The 16,014-nt window shown below is 67.8% G+C and carries 16 protein-coding genes; 12 read left to right on the forward strand and 4 right to left on the reverse strand.

What is annotated here, in order from left to right; translation table 11 throughout:
* Nucleotide 1: 1 nt before the first annotated feature.
* Genes HRC28_RS14590 through HRC28_RS14625 form a run of 8 tightly spaced genes read left to right on the forward strand, consistent with a single transcriptional unit; the run spans nucleotide 2 to nucleotide 8,292 of the window.
* Complete coding sequence (locus tag HRC28_RS14590) at nucleotides 2-1,315, forward strand: MCE family protein (RefSeq protein ID WP_182376220.1); 1,314 nt, start codon at nucleotides 2-4, stop codon at nucleotides 1,313-1,315.
* On the forward strand, nucleotides 1,312-2,379 hold the full coding sequence (locus tag HRC28_RS14595; protein WP_182376221.1) for an MCE family protein: 1,068 nt from the start codon (nucleotides 1,312-1,314) through the stop codon (nucleotides 2,377-2,379). Before HRC28_RS14590 ends, HRC28_RS14595 begins: the two co-directional genes overlap by 4 nt.
* Nucleotides 2,376-3,467 (forward strand): MlaD family protein, encoded by a 1,092-nt coding sequence (locus HRC28_RS14600; protein WP_182376222.1) that lies wholly within the window; start codon nucleotides 2,376-2,378, stop codon nucleotides 3,465-3,467. The genes HRC28_RS14595 and HRC28_RS14600 overlap by 4 nt, the downstream gene beginning before the upstream one ends.
* Nucleotides 3,464-4,678 (forward strand): MCE family protein, encoded by a 1,215-nt coding sequence (locus tag HRC28_RS14605; protein WP_182376223.1) that lies wholly within the window; start codon nucleotides 3,464-3,466, stop codon nucleotides 4,676-4,678. Before HRC28_RS14600 ends, HRC28_RS14605 begins: the two co-directional genes overlap by 4 nt.
* Nucleotides 4,675-5,817, forward strand: coding sequence for an MCE family protein (locus tag HRC28_RS14610; RefSeq protein ID WP_182376224.1), 1,143 nt, complete (start codon nucleotides 4,675-4,677; stop codon nucleotides 5,815-5,817). The genes HRC28_RS14605 and HRC28_RS14610 overlap by 4 nt, the downstream gene beginning before the upstream one ends.
* Entirely contained in the window at nucleotides 5,814-7,202 is a 1,389-nt protein-coding gene (locus tag HRC28_RS14615; RefSeq protein ID WP_182376225.1) for an MlaD family protein, read from the forward strand. The genes HRC28_RS14610 and HRC28_RS14615 overlap by 4 nt, the downstream gene beginning before the upstream one ends.
* Before the next feature lie 4 nt (nucleotides 7,203-7,206).
* Entirely contained in the window at nucleotides 7,207-7,746 is a 540-nt protein-coding gene (locus HRC28_RS14620) for a hypothetical protein (protein ID WP_182376226.1), read from the forward strand.
* Between the two features lie 3 nt (nucleotides 7,747-7,749).
* Nucleotides 7,750-8,292 (forward strand): hypothetical protein, encoded by a 543-nt coding sequence (locus tag HRC28_RS14625; RefSeq protein WP_182376227.1) that lies wholly within the window; start codon nucleotides 7,750-7,752, stop codon nucleotides 8,290-8,292.
* Between the two features lie 21 nt (nucleotides 8,293-8,313).
* Here the strand turns inward: HRC28_RS14625 and HRC28_RS14630 are convergent, their stop codons facing one another.
* On the reverse strand, nucleotides 8,314-9,237 hold the full coding sequence (locus tag HRC28_RS14630; protein WP_182376228.1) for an oxygenase MpaB family protein: 924 nt from the start codon (nucleotides 9,235-9,237) through the stop codon (nucleotides 8,314-8,316).
* Between the two features lie 98 nt (nucleotides 9,238-9,335).
* Here HRC28_RS14630 and HRC28_RS14635 point away from each other — a divergent pair, with 98 nt between their 5' ends.
* On the forward strand, nucleotides 9,336-10,157 hold the full coding sequence (locus tag HRC28_RS14635) for an oxygenase MpaB family protein (protein WP_182376229.1): 822 nt from the start codon (nucleotides 9,336-9,338) through the stop codon (nucleotides 10,155-10,157).
* A 19-nt stretch (nucleotides 10,158-10,176) separates the two neighbouring features.
* On the opposite strand, the gene HRC28_RS14640 is transcribed toward HRC28_RS14635, so the two are convergent.
* From HRC28_RS14640 to HRC28_RS14650, 3 genes are read right to left on the reverse strand one after another with little or no spacing between them, the layout of a single operon-like run.
* Nucleotides 10,177-10,806, reverse strand: a complete 630-nt coding sequence (locus HRC28_RS14640; RefSeq protein WP_182376230.1) for a hypothetical protein — start codon at nucleotides 10,804-10,806, stop codon at nucleotides 10,177-10,179.
* A 39-nt stretch (nucleotides 10,807-10,845) separates the two neighbouring features.
* Nucleotides 10,846-12,024, reverse strand: coding sequence for an acyl-CoA dehydrogenase family protein (locus HRC28_RS14645; RefSeq protein ID WP_182376231.1), 1,179 nt, complete (start codon nucleotides 12,022-12,024; stop codon nucleotides 10,846-10,848).
* Nucleotides 12,024-13,163: an acyl-CoA dehydrogenase family protein gene (locus HRC28_RS14650; RefSeq protein ID WP_182376232.1), complete on the reverse strand. Its 1,140-nt coding sequence runs from the start codon at nucleotides 13,161-13,163 to the stop codon at nucleotides 12,024-12,026. The genes HRC28_RS14645 and HRC28_RS14650 overlap by 1 nt, the downstream gene beginning before the upstream one ends.
* A 110-nt stretch (nucleotides 13,164-13,273) precedes the next feature.
* Here HRC28_RS14650 and HRC28_RS14655 point away from each other — a divergent pair, with 110 nt between their 5' ends.
* From HRC28_RS14655 to HRC28_RS14665, 3 genes are read left to right on the forward strand one after another with little or no spacing between them, the layout of a single operon-like run.
* Nucleotides 13,274-13,984: a MerR family transcriptional regulator gene (locus tag HRC28_RS14655; protein WP_182376233.1), complete on the forward strand. Its 711-nt coding sequence runs from the start codon at nucleotides 13,274-13,276 to the stop codon at nucleotides 13,982-13,984.
* A 59-nt stretch (nucleotides 13,985-14,043) separates the two neighbouring features.
* A complete protein-coding gene (locus tag HRC28_RS14660; protein ID WP_182376234.1) occupies nucleotides 14,044-14,721 on the forward strand; it encodes an Abi-alpha family protein in 678 nt (225 codons plus the stop codon).
* Nucleotides 14,718-15,971, forward strand: a complete 1,254-nt coding sequence (locus HRC28_RS14665) for a DUF445 family protein (protein WP_182376235.1) — start codon at nucleotides 14,718-14,720, stop codon at nucleotides 15,969-15,971. Before HRC28_RS14660 ends, HRC28_RS14665 begins: the two co-directional genes overlap by 4 nt.
* Nucleotides 15,972-16,014 lie beyond the last annotated feature (43 nt).

Raw genomic sequence — 16,014 nt, forward strand, 5'->3', positions numbered from 1 at the left:
CATGCGCAGACACGTCAAACCGCTCCTGGGCGTCGGCTATCTCGTGGTGATCGGCTTGCTCGTCCTGAGCAGCATCCTGATCTATCGCAAGGCCATGCCCTGGCAGGGCAGCGTCGCGGTCGAGCTGACGACGCAGAGTGCCGGGCTCGAGCTGAACCCACTCTCTGACGTCAAGCTGCAAGGTGCCCGGGTTGGCGAGGTGCGCAGCATCACCAGCGACGGCGACAACGCGGTCGTGGAGCTCGCCCTCGACCCGGAGACCATCGACCTGATTCCCGCCAACGTCGATGCCCGGATCGTCCCGAAGACCCTGTTCGGGGAGAAGTACGTCGACCTCGTGGTGCCGTCCGACGCGAGTGCCGCTCGGATTGCCGAGGGCGACCGGATCATCCAGTCCCGTACGTCCGTTGAGCTCGGCGAGCTCTTCGGGCGGCTGGTGCCGATCCTGCGCACCCTCGCCCCCGAGAAGGTGTCGCTCGTTCTCGGCTCGCTCGCCGAGGCGCTCCAGGGCAGGGGTGACGACCTGGCTGTGAGTGCGGTGCAGCTCGAGCAACTCCTCAGCCGCGTGAACCCGAGTCTCGACACGCTCACCCACGATCTCGTCCAGCTCGCGGCGACGGCTGATCGCTATGCCGACAGCGCCCCGGAACTGCTGCGTGTTCTGGACAACGTGACGACGATCAGCCGCGACCTGCTGATCCCCAGGGAGAAGGAGTTCGCCGAGTTCCTCGACACGGTCATCGGCACGGCGACGATCGGCACCGCGGTCCTGCGGGAGAACACCGAGCGCCTCGTGACGCTTTCCGGACGTGCGCGGCCAGTGCTCGCGCTGCTGGACGCCTACTCCGCTGCGCTGCCCTGCACGTTGCAGGCGCTGCACGTGATCGGTGACCTCGGAACCCACACCACAGGTGCCCGCGGCCCGTTCGTCAACCTGCGCGTCGACCTCGTCACCAAGCGGGAGCCCTACCGATATCCCGAGGACCTTCCAGGCAATCCGGGAAGTGACGCACATGTGGGCAACCTGCACCGTTACGTGCCCTCGTGGAAACCGCACTGCCCGGACCTCCCGAACCGGCTGGACGGACTGGAACCAGTAGAGCTGTTCAGCCAGCCAGGCCCGGCCGTCGTGCCGCCGGCACCGGCCGCACTCACCGACGAGGGCGGCCCCGACCCCGCCGTCCAGGAGGCGCGGGACGCCCTCGCCAGGATGCTGGCGGCGCAGTCGCTGCGGCTGCCGCAGGACGAAGTGCCGGGCTACGTGCCGTTGTTGATGGCGCCGCTGCTGCACGGCGGACAGGTGGACGTCCGATGAGTGCGACCACCCGCAGCCGGATCCCCTCCTCGTTCTACAAGGTCACGGTCTTCACCGCCGTCACCGTGCTGGTGATCGGGCTGCTGGCCACTCTGATCGGCAACATCTCGTTCGTGCCGTCCCGGTCCTACACCGCGCTGTTCACCGATGCCACGGGCGTCTACGCCGGTGACCGGGTTCGGCTCTCCGGGGTGGCGGTGGGGCGAGTCGAGTCGCTCGAACTGGTCGTCGATGACGGCCGTTCGCTGGCGAAGGTCACGTTCTCTGTCGAGGATTCCGTCCCGATCTACCCAGACGCGAAGCTGCAGCTGCGCTACGAGAACATCGTCGGGCAGCGTTACCTCGCCGTCATCGAGGAGCCGGGTCGTCGTCCTCAGATGGGCGCGGGGGAGACCTTCCCGGTCGAGCAGACCACACCCGCTCTCAACCTCACCCAGCTCTTCAACGGGTTCCAGCCGCTCTTCCGGGCACTCGAGCCCGCCGACGTCAACAAGCTGTCGTTCGAGCTGGTCCGCGCCTTCCAGGGAGAGTCGGCGAACCTGGGTTCCCTGATGAGGGACACCGCCCAGCTCACGACCACGATCGCGAACAAGGAGAAGGTGATCGGCAGCGTCGTCGACAACCTCAACGTCGTGCTCGAGACCGTCGCACTCCGCGACAAGAAGCTCACGGGGCTGATCGTCCAGTTCCGCAACCTGATGCAGGGCCTGGCGTCGGACAAGGCCGAGATCGAGGCCAGCCTCCCCGACCTGGCCGGTCTGCTGGACGCGACCTCCGGGTTCATCAAGGACGTCCGCGGACCGCTGCGGGCCGACGTCCGTGCGCTGGGCTCGATCGCCGAGCAGCTGGCCGCGGATCGCGGCGACCTGGATGCCTCGCTCAAGCGCCTGCCGCGGACGATGCGGACCCAGGCCCGGACCGGGTCGTACGGCTCGTTCTTCAACTTCTACGTGTGTGGTCTCGACATCCAGCTGCAGCTCCTGGGCGGTACGACGTCGTTGCGCACCCCGAGCATCGTCGCCAACGAGCGTGACACCGCCTGTGCGGGAGGAGACGTCCGATGAAACCCGCAACCGAACAGAACCCGGTGATCGTCGCCGTCCTGGGGCTGACCGCGATCGTGGTCCTGATGGCTCTGGCGATGAACTTCCAGCGCCTGCCACTGGTGGGCGGAGGCGCGACCTACCGCGCGGAGTTCGCCGATGCCTCAGGGCTGGTGAAGGGCGAGGAGGTGCGTGTAGCCGGGATCAAGGTGGGGGCGGTCACCGCGATCACCCTCGTCGAGTCGCACGTCGAGGTCGAGTTCCAGGTCGACGGCGTCGAGCTGGGAGACCGGACCACCGCAGCGATCGAGATCAAGACCCTTCTCGGGCAGCACCACCTCAGTCTCGACCCGGCCGGCTCCCGTCCCCTGGCTGACGGCGACGTGATCCCCCTCGCCCGCACGACCACCCCGCTCGACATCGTGCCGGTGTTCCAGGAGCTCACCGAGAAGACCCAGGAGATAGACAGCGACCAGGTGGCCGATGCCTTCGACGCCATCTCGGCGGTCCTGGAGGAGACGGCGCCGGAGCTGACCGGGACACTGACGGGTCTCTCGCGACTCTCGCGGGTCATCTCCAGTCGGGACGAGGAGCTGCGGACGCTCTTCGCCCGTGCGGATCTGGTCACCGGGGTCGTGGCCTCGCGCGACGAGGAGATCGGGCAGCTGCTGCGCGCCTCGAACAGCGTGCTCGGTGTCCTGTCCCGGCGCCGGGTTGAGATAGCGAAGATCATCGACGGCACGTCGAGCCTGGCCCGCCAGCTGCGGGGGCTCGTGGCCGACAACGAGGCGGCCTTGGGGCCGGCGTTGAAGGACCTCAACAAGGTGCTCGCTGTGTTGCGGAAGAACCGTGACGAGCTGGACGAGACCCTCAAGTGGACCGCGGTCTACGCCCGAGAGTTCACGAACGTCGGCGGCAGTGGGCACTGGTTCGACGCGAGCATCAAGGTGCCGCGCGGGTTCGCGGTCTGCAACAACGACACCAGCCCCCTCGGCCGACTGCTGGGTGCGGCGCTCAGCCAGACCAACCAGGCGATCAACGGGAGCACGACTCCCTGCCTGCCGCTGGGACCTGCTACGGGTGAGAAGTCCGAGGACGGAGCGCCATGATGACCCACCGCAACCGCCGCACGGGGGCATTGCTGGTGCTCGCCGCTGTCGCTGCCGTCGTCGCGTTCGTGTCGACGGGGGACGGCGACGAGAAGAGGCACCTGACCGCCATCTTCCCCAGCACGACCAGTCTCTACGAGGGTGCGCAGGTCAAGGTGCTGGGCGTCAGGGTCGGCACCGTCGATGCCATCGCGGTCCGCGGGACCGAGGTCGAGGTCGCGATCTCCTATGACGCGGAGGTGAAGCTGCCTGACGACGTGCACGCGCTCGTCGTTCCCCCGTCGATCGTCGGCGACCGCTTCGTGCAGCTCGCGCCGGTTTGGAACAGGGGAGAGGCCGTGCTGGCCGACGACGCGCAGCTCGACCGCACGCGTACCGCCGTACCGCTCGAGCTCGACGACGTCTACCGGGGGCTCAACGAGCTCACCGGCGCCCTCGGGCCGAAGGGAGCCAACAAGGACGGCGCCCTCTCGCGGCTCATCCGGGCGTCGTCCACGGCCCTCGACGGCAACGGTCGCCTGGTCAACGCCACCATCCGCGATCTGGCCAGTGCCCTGTCCACCCTCGCCGCCGGCCAGGGCGACATCCAGTCGACGGTGACCAACGCCGACAAGCTCGCCGGCACGCTTGCAGGGAACGACGAACAGGTCGCCGCGCTGGTGCGGAACCTGGCGCTGGTGAGCACCCAGCTCAACGGCCAGCGCGACGACATCGCAGCAGCATCGAAGGACCTGGCCCGCGCGCTCAAGACGGTGGGCAGGTTCACCCGCACCCACCGCGAGGACCTCACCACCACCATCGCCGGACTGCAGGACGTGACGACCGTGCTGGCCGGACGGCAGGCGGACCTCGCCGAGATCATCGACCTGGCACCGGTCGGTCTGGTGAACCTGCTGAACATCTACGAACCGGTCAACTGGGACCCCACGCACCCCGAGCTCACCGTGGCGGACGGCCGCACGGGGTCGGCGTCGCTGCGCGGTGCCTTGTTCAACGACCTCGACGTCCAGCTGGCCCACACCTTTGGGGCCCTGTGCGCAAGCCTCCCGACCGGACAGGCCGCCCAGCTCGTGGGGCTCTGTCAGGCGCTCAATTCTGCGGGCGGCAACATCGGCAGTCTGTTGATGGCCATCCTCGAACGCGGTACGACGCCCGTCGCGGCAGTTCCCGGAGGCGACTCGCTCGCCGGGCTGCTGGGGGGTGCTCGATGAGGAACTCGATCCGGCGTTCCCTGGGTGGCCTCGCCGTCGGGACCCTCCTGCTCGGAGGGTGTGGCTTCTCCGGAGCCAACGACCTGCCGCTGCCGGGTGCGGTCAGTGGGGACGACACCTATCGGGTGTCGATGATCTTCACCGACGCGACGAACCTGGTACCGAAGGAGACCTGCCGGACCAACGACACGATTGTCGGCAGCGTCGAGTCCGTCGAGCTCGACGAGGATTTGCGCGCCGAGGTGGTGTGCGTCATCCGCGACACCGTCACGTTGCCGGCCAACACCGTTGCGACCCTGCGCGAGACCAGCCTGCTCGGCGAACGATTCGTGTCCCTCGACCCGCCCACGGGGGAGGAGGGGCACGGAGCCCTGCGCGCCGGCGCCGTCGTACCCCAGTCGTCGACGCGGGTGGACCCCAATGCCGAGATGGTGCTGGGCGCGCTGTCACAGCTCCTCAACGGCGGCAGCCTGGGCACGGTCCAGACGATCAGTCAGGAGCTGAGCACCGCCCTCGAGGGGTCCGACTTCGCCGAGACGACCCGCCAGTTGAGGGTCCTCGTCGGCCGCCTCAACGGTCGTCGCAGCGACATCACGGCATCCCTGGACGCGATCGACCGGTTGGCCGGCCGCCTGGCTGATCAGCGCACGGTGCTGGCCGCGGCGCTCGACTCGGTCCCGGACGGGCTCGCCGTGCTGGATCGGCAACGACCCCAACTGACACGGACCCTCAAAGCCCTCGACCGCCTCTCCCGGGTCGCGGTACCGCTCATCGAGCGCAGCAAGGCCAACACGGTGGCGGACCTCGAACACCTGGAGCCGGTTCTCAGGCAGCTCTCGACCGTGGGGGACGAGCTCGCACTGTCGCTCGAGAGGTTCGTGAGTTTCCCGTTCCCCAACACGTTCCTCGCGACGGCGAAGGGCGACTACGCCGGCATGTACGCCAGCATCACCCTCGACCTGGAGTCGCTGGCCCCGCTGCTCGTCCCGAGGGGAACGGAGCCCGGATCGCCCCCGCCGGCACTGGCGGGAGACGCATCGACGCCACCGCTGCTCGACGGCCTGCTCGGCAACCTGCTCGGCCAGACCCTGCTTCCCGGCCTGGCCTCGCTCCTCCCGCTGGGCGGTGGGGCCCGATGATGTCGAACCTCACCAAGGCGCAGTTGTTCGCGTTCGTGGTCGTCACGGTGTCCGCCCTGGTCTACGGGGCGATCACGTTGTTCGACTTCGGCTCCATCGTGCGCCCGCCGTACCAGGTCGAGGTGCAGTTCACCGCGCCCGGCGGGATCCATCCGAGAGCCGACGTCGATCTGCTCGGAACCCGCGTCGGCAAGGTCGTCGAGGTCCGTCCGGGGCCGGACAGCGCGACCACCGTGGTGGTCGCGATCGACCAGGACGTCAGGATCTCGACCGACGTCGACGCGACGATCAGCAGCAAGTCCGCGATCGGCGAACCCTACGTCGCGCTGACGCCGCGCTCCGAGGACGGACCGATGCTCGCCGACGGCGACACCATCTCGTTGGATCGGACGACAGCGCCGCCCGACTTCGCGGAGCTGCTCACGAACGTCGCCGGCCTCGCCGAGTCGATCCCGCTCCGCGACCTGGCCACGACACTGGACGAGCTGGCGCTCGCCGTCAACGGCGTGGGGCCTGATCTCGGCCGGCTCATCGACAGCTCCCAGACGATCACCGAAGCCAGCCTCGACAACGTCGAGAGCCTGATCAGCCTGATCGACAATGCCCGGACCGTGCTCGACACCCAGGTCGAGGTCGGACCCGAGACCACGGTCTACCTGCAGGAACTGGCCGGACTCACCGACCGGCTCCGCGACCTCGACCCGACCTTCGAGCAGGTCTTCGCCAACGGGATCACCGCCGGCACCGAGGTGACGAACCTGCTCAGCGCCAACCAGGACGCGATCCCGCTGCTCCTCAACAACCTGCTCACGATCACCGCGGTCGCCTCGGACCGGGTCCCTGCACTCCGCAAGACACTCGCCGTCTTCCCCTGGGTACTGGAGATCGGAGCCAACGGAGTCCGGTACTGCGACGAGTACGACGAGCGCACCGGTGTCGCCGTCGAGAGCACGTGCCACTACGACGAGAACGGCGACCCCATCTACGCGGCCTACCTTGCGCTCCAGCTGCCCGAGCTTCCGGGCTCGCCTCCGTACCAGACCTGCACGAAGGGCTACGGGGGAACGCAGCGCTACCTGCCGGACGGAACGAAGCTGGGCGGGGGAGCGCGCCAGGGCATGGACAGCGAGCCGAACCCGGACGCCGGCTGTCGTGCTTCTCCGACGGACCCGTTCAGCCCCAACGTGCGTGGTGCACAGAACGCACACCAGCGCGCCGGCGACGGTCTCAATCGTCCGGGGACTGCCCTGCTCAACCCGACCAGTGGCGTCCTCGCAACGCCCGACGGGTCCTACCGCCTGACGAACCTGACCGCCGGCCCGCCGCCGGCCGGACGCGAGGGGCTGGCGTGGTTGCTCGTCCAGCCGCTCGCAGGAGAGGAGTGATTCGATGATGGCCATCGACGAGATCGAGACGGACGACGAGGTCGAGCCGACCGCTTCGAGGGTCCGTGCCTGGCGAGAGCCGGTGAACCTGGTGATCGCGTTGCTGGTCACCTTGCTGATCGCGTTGCTCGGTACGTCGGCGTACCTCTGGCAGGACCGACAGACCGACCTGGACCAGGGTGTCGTCGAGGTGGCCCGCGAGCACGCCGAGTCCTTCTTCAGCCTGGACCACCGCGACCCGGACCGGAGCAACGACACCATGCTGGCGCTGTCGACTGCCGACTTCCAGAAGAGCTATGAGGCCCGCCGGGACCAGGTGGTCGCACAGCTGAAGGAGAAGGAGGTCGTCGTCACCGCGAGCGTCCCCGAGGACGGCGCGGCCATCGAGTTCCTCGATGAGGAGCGTGCCGAGGTCCTGGTGGCGGTCAACGTCACGACCGCATCGCGATCCCAGGGCTCCGACGACCAGCGCTATCGCGCCCGGGTCGAGTTGTCGCGGGTGAACGGTGCATGGCTCGTCTCCGCAATCAACCAGGTGGGCTGACCAATGACACGACGCAAGTTGATGGCCGCACTGGTCGCCCTGGTGGTCGTCGCCGGTGCCTTCACCATCTACCTCGCCACCAGGCCGGAACCGGCCTCCGTGCGTCCCGAGGTCGATGCCGACGGTGTCTACCGCCCGGGTTCGCTTCCCGATGAAGTCGCCGAGGACGCCGTACAGGCTGCGGTCCTCGCGGCGCAGAAGTCACTGTCCTACGACTACCGAACGCTGGACGAGGTTCTCGCTGATGCCACGGAGCTCATGACCGACGACTTCGCCGCCGAGTTCAGTGAGGTTTTCGAGGCCACCGCGCGACCGAGTGCGCTGGAGAACAAGGCGGTGACCCGCACGCTCGTGCGGGGCGGCGGGCTGGTCCGCGCCGAGGACGACGACCACGCGGTTTCCCTGGTGTACGTCGACCAGGTGCTGGTCGACTCGACGACCATGAAGAACAAGGAACAGCCGTTGACCGTGAGCCAGAACCGGGTGCTCGTCGGTCTCGAACGCACCGATGGCAGGTGGCTCGTCGACTCGATCGAGCCACTCTGAGGGCTCGGTTGCGGACCTCCATCAGACCATCGGTCGCCCGAGTCGGCGGCGGAGCTCGAGGTCCCACATCATGGCGTTGGTGGGGAACGACCGGAGCGTGTGCGGCAGCGGACGTGAGAGCGCCCCGAGGATGTGCATCAACTTTGCGTGGTGCCGTTCGTCCCTGTCGGTCCACGTGAGGTCGAGTTGCTTGCGGATCGGCTCGGGTAGGAATCCGGTGTTCAGCCACTCGAGCATCGCGGCGATGCGGCCGAATGGAGCCGGGAGAAGATCCGCGCGAAGCAGGCCGCGCAGGTAGTCGCCGACCCGCTCGTCGATCTCGGCGCGCTCCAGGCCCTCTTCCCAGTAGGCCCAGAACTCCTCCGGAGTGCGGTGCCACATGTCGGCAGGGACCTGGAGGGTGGTGCCGAGTCGGGCACTCGCGCGGAGCAGGACCACCTCCTCATGTCTGGTTGGCGGGCCGTGCATCCGCGTGATGGCATCCACGAGTCCGTAGTGGATGCAGCTGGCGACCCAGAGCTGCAGTTCCCGGTTGAACGCGTTGTACTTGACCGGGCTGTCGGGGGTCGAACGGACCTGGCGGTGCTGGCCGTTGATGGCCTGCCGGTAGGCGAGGCGCAACTCGTGGTTGCCCAGGAGGGCGACGCCGATGTAACCGATGGTGGTCCGGAACCGCTTGAGGGGGTGGCGGGTCACCTGACCGCTCTCGACCCGGCTCTCCACGACGCCGTAACCGACCTCGGGCCACGACAACTGGAGGACGACGTTCGCCGTGCCCGACGTGAAGACGACCACGCCGTCGAGCTTGCGCCGGAGCAGCCTGAGCTCCTCGGCTCGCAGCGCCTTCTGGCTGGCACGGATGAACGGCGCCGCCTCCTCGCCCGACTCGGGATCGGCGACGGACTGATGGATCTGGACCGGTCGTGCGCGGTTGTCAGTGGCCACTTCGGCAAAGTACCCGGATCCAGCGAAACTGACAACGGCTGATGTCCGAATGCCGGGCGAGGTGTGCGGCCCACGGAGAGAACACGCAAGATGGCGCCATGACACAGGCTCGCCCGTTCGACATCCGCGACCACATCGCCGGGCCGGCAGGCCTTCTGGGGTCGGCCGCCAACGTGATCATGCAGCTCGGTTGGCGCGAGGTGGGGTACGGCGTCGTCGAGAGCAAGGTGGACAGCGGCAACGTGATGTTGCATCCGTGGAAGCGGCTGCGAACCACGATCAGCTACCTCGTCGTCGCACTCTTCGGCACGGAGGCCGACCGCGCGACGTACCGGGAGGCCGTCAACCGCTCGCATGTTCCCGTGCGGTCCGGCCCGGACAGCCCGGTGAAGTACAACGCCTTCGACCCCGCCCTCCAGTTGTGGGTCGCGGCCTGCCTCTACATTGGCTTCCGGGACATGCGCCTGGCGTTCCTGGGGCCGATGACCGAGGCGGATGCCGAGGCGCTCTACGTCTACTGCAGTCGGCTCGGCACCTCGCTCCAGGTGCCCCTCGTCATGTGGCCCGCCGACCGGGAGGCATTCGAGGTGTACTGGGCCGAGGGCCTCCGGCGCGTCCGGTACGACGAGCCCGTGCGGCAGCATCTGCTGGCCATCGTGGACCTGCAGATGGTCCCGCGCTGGATGCGACCGGGCAACCGCGCGATGAACCGGTTCGCGACGGTCGGCTTCCTCCCCCCGGAGTTCCGTGAGGCGTTGGGTCTGACCTGGACCGCGGCCGACCAGAAGAGGTTCGACAGGTTCGTGACGGTCGTGCGGTTCGGTTCACGGTTGCTCCCTCGCTGGGTGCGGATGCTGCCGATCCAACTGCAGCTCGCCGAGGTCCGGCTGCGGATCCGTCGGGGTCGGTCCCTGACCTGATCCTGGCCCGGCCCGTGGGTCAGGAGGGCTGCTCGATCAGCTGCTGCACCGAGGACGCCAGGAGGTGCCCCACCGTGTCGCAGAGCTCGGCGTGGGTCATCTCCACCTCGCCGCTCAGGACGCCCTGGGTCACCTCCAGCGCACCCCCAACGGCGTACAGGAGGGTGACCCGGCCTCGTGGCGAGTCCGCGCCCTGTCCGAGCGCCGGGCCCAGGAAGGCCCGCATTGCGTCGGCATAGGAGGTCACCACGGTGCGGCGGGCTCTCGTCAGGCCTTCAGCGTTGGCGGACACGATCATTGCCGCGCGTGCCTTGCGCGGGTCCTGCTGGAACACCGAGTAGGCGCCCTCGAAGGCGGTGCGGCAGGCGTCGAACAGGTCTGCCGGTGCGCTGCCGCGCACCGCTGCCGCTCCTTGCCGTGCCACTTCGTCGGCGATCTCGGTGAACAGGGCCACCTGGAGCTCGTCGAGGCTCGCGAAGCTCTCGTAGAAGTAGCGCTGCGTCAGCCGCGCCTGCGCGCAGACGGAGCGCACGCCGAGGTCGCCCTCGTCGCTCCCCAGCAGGTCGAGGGCGGCCTCGAGTAGTGCCGCCCGGCGACGGCTCCGTCGCTCGTCGGCGGTGACCCCGCGATACGAACGACTCACCGACACGCGGGCGAGCCTAGACGACTCGCCCGCGGTCGCCGTGCGTCAGTAGGACTTCGGCAGCCCGAGCATCGACGTACCGATGTGGGCGAGCACCAACTGCTCGGCGACCGGGATGTTCTTCCCGATCCGGGCATCGCGCAGCCAGCGCTCCACCGGGAACTCCTTGGAGTACGCCATCCCGCCCAGCGTCTGGAACGCCTGGTCCGCGGCTTCCCACGCCACCTGTGCTCCCGTCAGCTTGGCCACGTTGGCCTCGTTGCCGCAGGGCAGGCCCTGGTCGAAGAGCCAGGCTGCCTTGTAGGCCATCAGTCGGCCGAGCTCGGTCTTCGCCTTGATCTGGGCCAGCGGGAACTGAATGCCCTGGTTGGCCCCGATCGGACGTCCGAAGACCTCACGCTCGCAGGCGTACTTCGCGGCGTACGCCAGTGCGGCGTCCGCGGCGCCGACGCCACCCGCGGCAGCCAGGATCCGCTCCGGGTTCAGCACGTCCCACAGGACCATGAACCCGGAGTCGACCTCGCCGATCACGTTGCGCGCCGGTACCCGCACGTCGTCGAAATACACCTGGCTGGAGAACAGGATGTTGCTGCCCATCTTGGGGATCGGCGTGTAGGTCAGCGTGCCGGCGGCGAGCGCTTCCTTCACGTCGATCAAGAAGAGCGTGAACCCGTTGGTGCGTGGCTTCGCGTCGGTGGCCGGAATGGTCCGGGTCACCGCGACCATCCAGTCGGCGTTCTCGACGTTGGAGATCCAGACCTTCTGGCCCTTGATCACGAAGTCGTCGCCGTCGCGTCGGGCCGACGTCTTGATCTCGAGGGCGTTGCTGCCGGCGTCGGGCTCGGTGAGCGCGAAGCAGAACTGGACGTCACCCGAGGCGATGCCGGGCAGGATCTCGGCTTTCTGTTCATCCGTGCCGTGGCGCACGAGGGTGGTCGCACCGAAGCCGGGGGTCGTCACGTAGAAGAACGTGCCAGCACCGCCGCCCGACGCGCACAGCGCCTCGTTGGCGATCGCCACCTCGAGCAGGCCCTGTCCGCCGCCGCCGTACTCCTCGGGGATGTTGAGCCCGAACCAGCCGCCCTTGCCGAGGTCGTTGAAGACCTCGATCGGGAAGCGGTGGGCTTCCTCGCACTCGGACCAGTAGGCGTTGTCGTACCTGGCGGCCACGGCTCGCACACCGTCCTGGACGGCGAGCGCGGTCTCGGGCAGGTTGAAGTCCATCAGAGCCCCAGGCTCCTTCCGATGATTTCCTTCTGGATCTCTGTGGTGCCGCCGTAGATCGTCGAGATCCGGCTGTCGAGATAGGCACGGGCGATCGGGTACTCCATCATGTAGCCGTAGCCGCCGTGGAGCTGGACGCCCTGGTTGACCATCTTGTTCTGGAGCTCGGTCGCCCAGTACTTCGCCTGCGATGCCTCGACGGCGTCGAGTGTGCCGGCGACGTGCTTCTTGATGCACTCGTCGACGAACACGCGGGTGATCTTCGCTTCGGTCGCCATCTCCGCGATCAGGAACCGGTTGTGCTGGAACTTGCCGATCGGCTTGCCGAAGGCCTCACGGGTTTTGGCATAGTCGAGGCACATCTCCACGACGCTCTCGCAGGCCGCGGCGGCCTGGGCGGCGATGATGAGTCGTTCCTGGGGCAGGTTCATCATCAGTGAGATGAAGCCGCTGCCCTCCGCGCCGAGCAGGTTCTCCTTGGGGACCCGGACGTCGGTGAAGCTCAGCTCGGCGGTGTCCTGGGCGTGCATGCCGATCTTGTCGAGGTTGCGGCCGCGCTCGAAGCCCTCCATGCCGCGCTCGACGACGAGCAGGCTGATGCCCTGGTGGCCGGCTTCCGGGTTGGTGCGTGCCACGACGATCACCAGGTCGGCGTTGATGCCGTTGCTGATGAAGGTCTTGGACCCGTTGAGCAGGTAGTGGTCGCCATGGTCGACGGCGTTGGTGCGGATGCCCTGCAGGTCGGAGCCCGCGCCGGGCTCGGTCATGGCGATCGCCGTGATGGTCTCGCCGGTGACGCAGCCGGGGAGCCAGCGCCGCTTCTGCGCTTCGGTGCCGAGGGAGATCAGGTACGGAACGATGATGTCGGTGTGCACGGAGAAGCCGGGTCCGCTCGCGCCGGCCCGGGTCTGCTCCTCGGACAGCACCACGTTGAAGCGGAAGTCGTCGATCCCGGGGCCGCCGTACTCCTCGGGGACGTCGAAGCAGAGCAGGCCCGCAGCGCCGGCCTTCAGCCACAACTCGCGCGGAACGATGCCGTTGCGCTCCCACTCCTCGTTGTTGGGGACGACCTCCTTGGCGAAGAAGGTCCGCACGGAGTCGCGGAAGTCCTCGTGCTCGGGAAGGAAGAGCTCGCGCATGGAAAGGGCTCCTGACGTTAGGGTGCAGTGCTGACGGTGACAGTTGTGCCGTCAATCAACTGTTACAGTATCACTGTCACAATGCTGGGTGACGAGATCGGGGAACCAACGTGGGCGCACGGCTGACCGTTGACGAGCTGGCCGCAGCGGCGGGCATGTCCGTCCGCACGGTGCGCTACTACGCCGGCCTCGGCCTGATCCCGCCTCCCGAGCGCCGGGGACGACAGGCCTACTACGCCGACCTGCACCTCGCGCGCCTCAATCTGGTCCGCGCGCTCCAGGAGCACGGCCTGAGCCTCACCGCGATCGAGGACTACCTCGCGCGGATCCCCGCCGGTGGGGACGCGGACGAGGTCGCCGTACGTGCGCTCGCACTCACCACCTGGTCGCCGCAGCCTCCCGAGGTCGTGAGTCGCGCCGAGCTCGAGCATCGGGCAGGTCGAGCGCTCGACGAGCAGACGCTCGACGTGCTGGCAGCCGTCGGTCTGGTCGACCACGTCGACGACCAGTTCGAGCTCCAGCCCGGGTTCGACGTCTACGTGAAGCTGCTGTCCCTCGACGTCGGCATCGAAGGGATCACTGCCGCGGGTCTCGCGGTCAGGCGCCACACCGAGGCGCTCGCCGAGGAGCTGACCGAGATCTTCGCGCAGCACGTGGTCGGCCCCTACCGGGCACGAAGTCACCACACGCCAGAAGAAGTTGCGTCGTTCCAGTCCACCATCGTCCAACTCCGCCAGCTCGCGCTCGAGGCCGTCGTCAGTGGTTTCCAGCGTGCCGCCAACCAGGTGATCAACCGCTCCCTACGGGGCGCCGGAGGATGAGCATGCTCCCGCACGATGATTCGTGGCACCCACCGCGACTTGCCGATACGTTTCGGCCCATGGCCTCGCTACTGGACCCGTTCGGCCTCTGGGGACCCACGACCCGCGCGGTCGTGGCGACCGGCACGCAGGTGGCCATCTGGACCGAACGCCAGGTCCTGGGTGCGCTCCGCTCGCGCCTGGACATCGCCGCCCCGCCGCGCCCGCCCCGAGAGATCTCTGCCGGGGCCGAGAGCCGTGGCGGCACGCCCCTGCGCAGCAAGATGGACCGATTGCTGGATCGGGCGCTGGAGCAGAACAGCAGTGGTGGCCGGCAGGAGCTGTTCCACAAGATGATCGACCAGCTGGTGCCCGACGAAGCGCGGATCGTCGGCGCCCTTTCCGATGGGTCTGCCTCGCCGATGGTGCACGTGTTCGCACGGACCATCAGCGGGATCGGTGGCGAACCGATCCTGGAGAACGCCTCGCTCGTCGGCAAGATGGCCAACGTGTCGCTCCCGCACATGACGCCGGTCTACGTCAGCCACCTGCTTTCCCTCGGTCTGGTCGAGACCGGTCCGGAGGATCCGCAGCTCAAGAACGACTACCAGATCCTCGGCGCCGACGCCGCGGTCCTGCGGGCGCTCAAGGCGGGCAAGCGCGGTCCGATGGAGGCGAAGGTCGAGCGGCACACGATCAGGCTCTCCGCGTTCGGTCGCGACCTCTGGTCCGCGGCGACCTCGGGTGAGAACGGATGACCAGCTTGGTCCAGACCTGGCCGGAGATCCAGGCGGACTTCTCCGCGAACTGGATCATCTATGCGTCGATGCCCCTTGTTGCAGCGTTCATTGGCTACGTCACCAAGCTGCTGGCGCTGCAGATGCTGTACCGGCCCCTGGAATTCCGGGGCATCGGGTTCCTCGGATGGCAGGGACTGGTGCCGCGGCGCGCAGGCAAGGTCGCTGCCACCACGATCGAGCTGCTGACCGAGAACCTGCTCAAGCCCGAGGAGCTGCTGGACAAGGTCGACGCCGCGGAGGCGGTCGAGGAGCTCCGTGGGCCGCTGACCGACGCCATCGACATCGTCGTACGTGACCTGGCTGAGCAGCTCCGTCCTGGTCTGTGGGACTCCCTGCCAGAGGCGGGTCGCCGGGCGATCACCGCCCGGGTGCACCAGCAGGCCCCCAAGATCGTGGACAACCTGCTCGCCGAGATGCGCGCGGACCTGAGCCAGTTCCTGGACCTGCAGTTCCTCGCCGTCACGATCCTGGTGAAGAACAAGGACCAGCTCAACGACCTGATCAGGTCGGTTGCCTCCGACGCGATGACCTTCGTGCGCCGCAGTGGGATCGTCTTCGGCTTCGCGATCGGCTTCGTCCAACTGGCGTGCTGGGCCTACTTCCACAACCCCTGGATCATGCCGGCGTTCGGCTTCCTCGTCGGGTTCGTCAGCGACTACGTCGCCCTCAACATGCTGTTCCGGCCCATGGAGCAGAAGCGGTTCCTCGGACTCTTCCCGTTCCAGGGCGTGTTGCACGCCAAGCGGGACAAGATCACCCGCGGCTATGCCCGCATCCTGGCTACCGACATCTTTGCTCCCGAGGTGATCTTCGAAGCGGTTCTCCACGGCCCCACCGCCGACCGGCTCTTCTCGGCCATCGAGCGGGAGATCTCACGGAGCATTGATGCCCAGTCCGGGTTCGCGCAGCCGCTCGTGCGTCTCGCTGTCGGCACGCAGCGCTACCGAGCAGCCAAGGACGCGGTGGTCGAGAGGGTCATCGCGCTCATCCCGGACACCATGGCACAGGCCACCGGCTACGCCGAGCGAACGTTCGACGTCGAGAACCTCATCGTGGACAAGATGAGCCAGCTCACGCCCGAGCAGTACGAGTCGATCATGCGACCGGTGTTCAAGGATGACGAGTGGCTGATGATCTCGGTCGGCGCCGTCCTCGGAGGGATCGTCGGCGAGATCCAGGTACTCGTCATCGAGCATTACGCACGCTGAACCCGGTGTGTCGTTGCGTGGCGCTCCCGATCGGGAGCGAGTT

Origin of the sequence: Nocardioides sp. WS12, assembly GCF_014108865.1 — a bacterium.
Classification (GTDB): domain Bacteria; phylum Actinomycetota; class Actinomycetes; order Propionibacteriales; family Nocardioidaceae; genus Nocardioides.

Bases quoted from the DNA above. Each gene is read 5' to 3' on its own strand.
- HRC28_RS14615 (WP_182376225.1), top strand. From the start codon at position 5,814: ATGATGTCGAACCTCACCAAGGCGCAGTTGTTCGCGTTCGTGGTCGTC.
- HRC28_RS14605 (WP_182376223.1), top strand. From the start codon at position 3,464: ATGATGACCCACCGCAACCGCCGCACGGGGGCATTGCTGGTGCTCGCC.
- HRC28_RS14660 (WP_182376234.1), top strand. From the start codon at position 14,044: ATGGCCTCGCTACTGGACCCGTTCGGCCTCTGGGGACCCACGACCCGC.
- HRC28_RS14595 (WP_182376221.1), top strand. From the start codon at position 1,312: ATGAGTGCGACCACCCGCAGCCGGATCCCCTCCTCGTTCTACAAGGTC.
- HRC28_RS14590 (WP_182376220.1), top strand. From the start codon at position 2: ATGCGCAGACACGTCAAACCGCTCCTGGGCGTCGGCTATCTCGTGGTG.
- HRC28_RS14645 (WP_182376231.1), bottom strand. From the start codon at position 12,024: ATGGACTTCAACCTGCCCGAGACCGCGCTCGCCGTCCAGGACGGTGTG.
- HRC28_RS14600 (WP_182376222.1), top strand. From the start codon at position 2,376: ATGAAACCCGCAACCGAACAGAACCCGGTGATCGTCGCCGTCCTGGGG.
- HRC28_RS14625 (WP_182376227.1), top strand. From the start codon at position 7,750: ATGACACGACGCAAGTTGATGGCCGCACTGGTCGCCCTGGTGGTCGTC.
- HRC28_RS14650 (WP_182376232.1), bottom strand. From the start codon at position 13,163: ATGCGCGAGCTCTTCCTTCCCGAGCACGAGGACTTCCGCGACTCCGTG.
- HRC28_RS14610 (WP_182376224.1), top strand. From the start codon at position 4,675: ATGAGGAACTCGATCCGGCGTTCCCTGGGTGGCCTCGCCGTCGGGACC.
- HRC28_RS14665 (WP_182376235.1), top strand. From the start codon at position 14,718: ATGACCAGCTTGGTCCAGACCTGGCCGGAGATCCAGGCGGACTTCTCC.
- HRC28_RS14620 (WP_182376226.1), top strand. From the start codon at position 7,207: ATGATGGCCATCGACGAGATCGAGACGGACGACGAGGTCGAGCCGACC.
- HRC28_RS14635 (WP_182376229.1), top strand. From the start codon at position 9,336: ATGACACAGGCTCGCCCGTTCGACATCCGCGACCACATCGCCGGGCCG.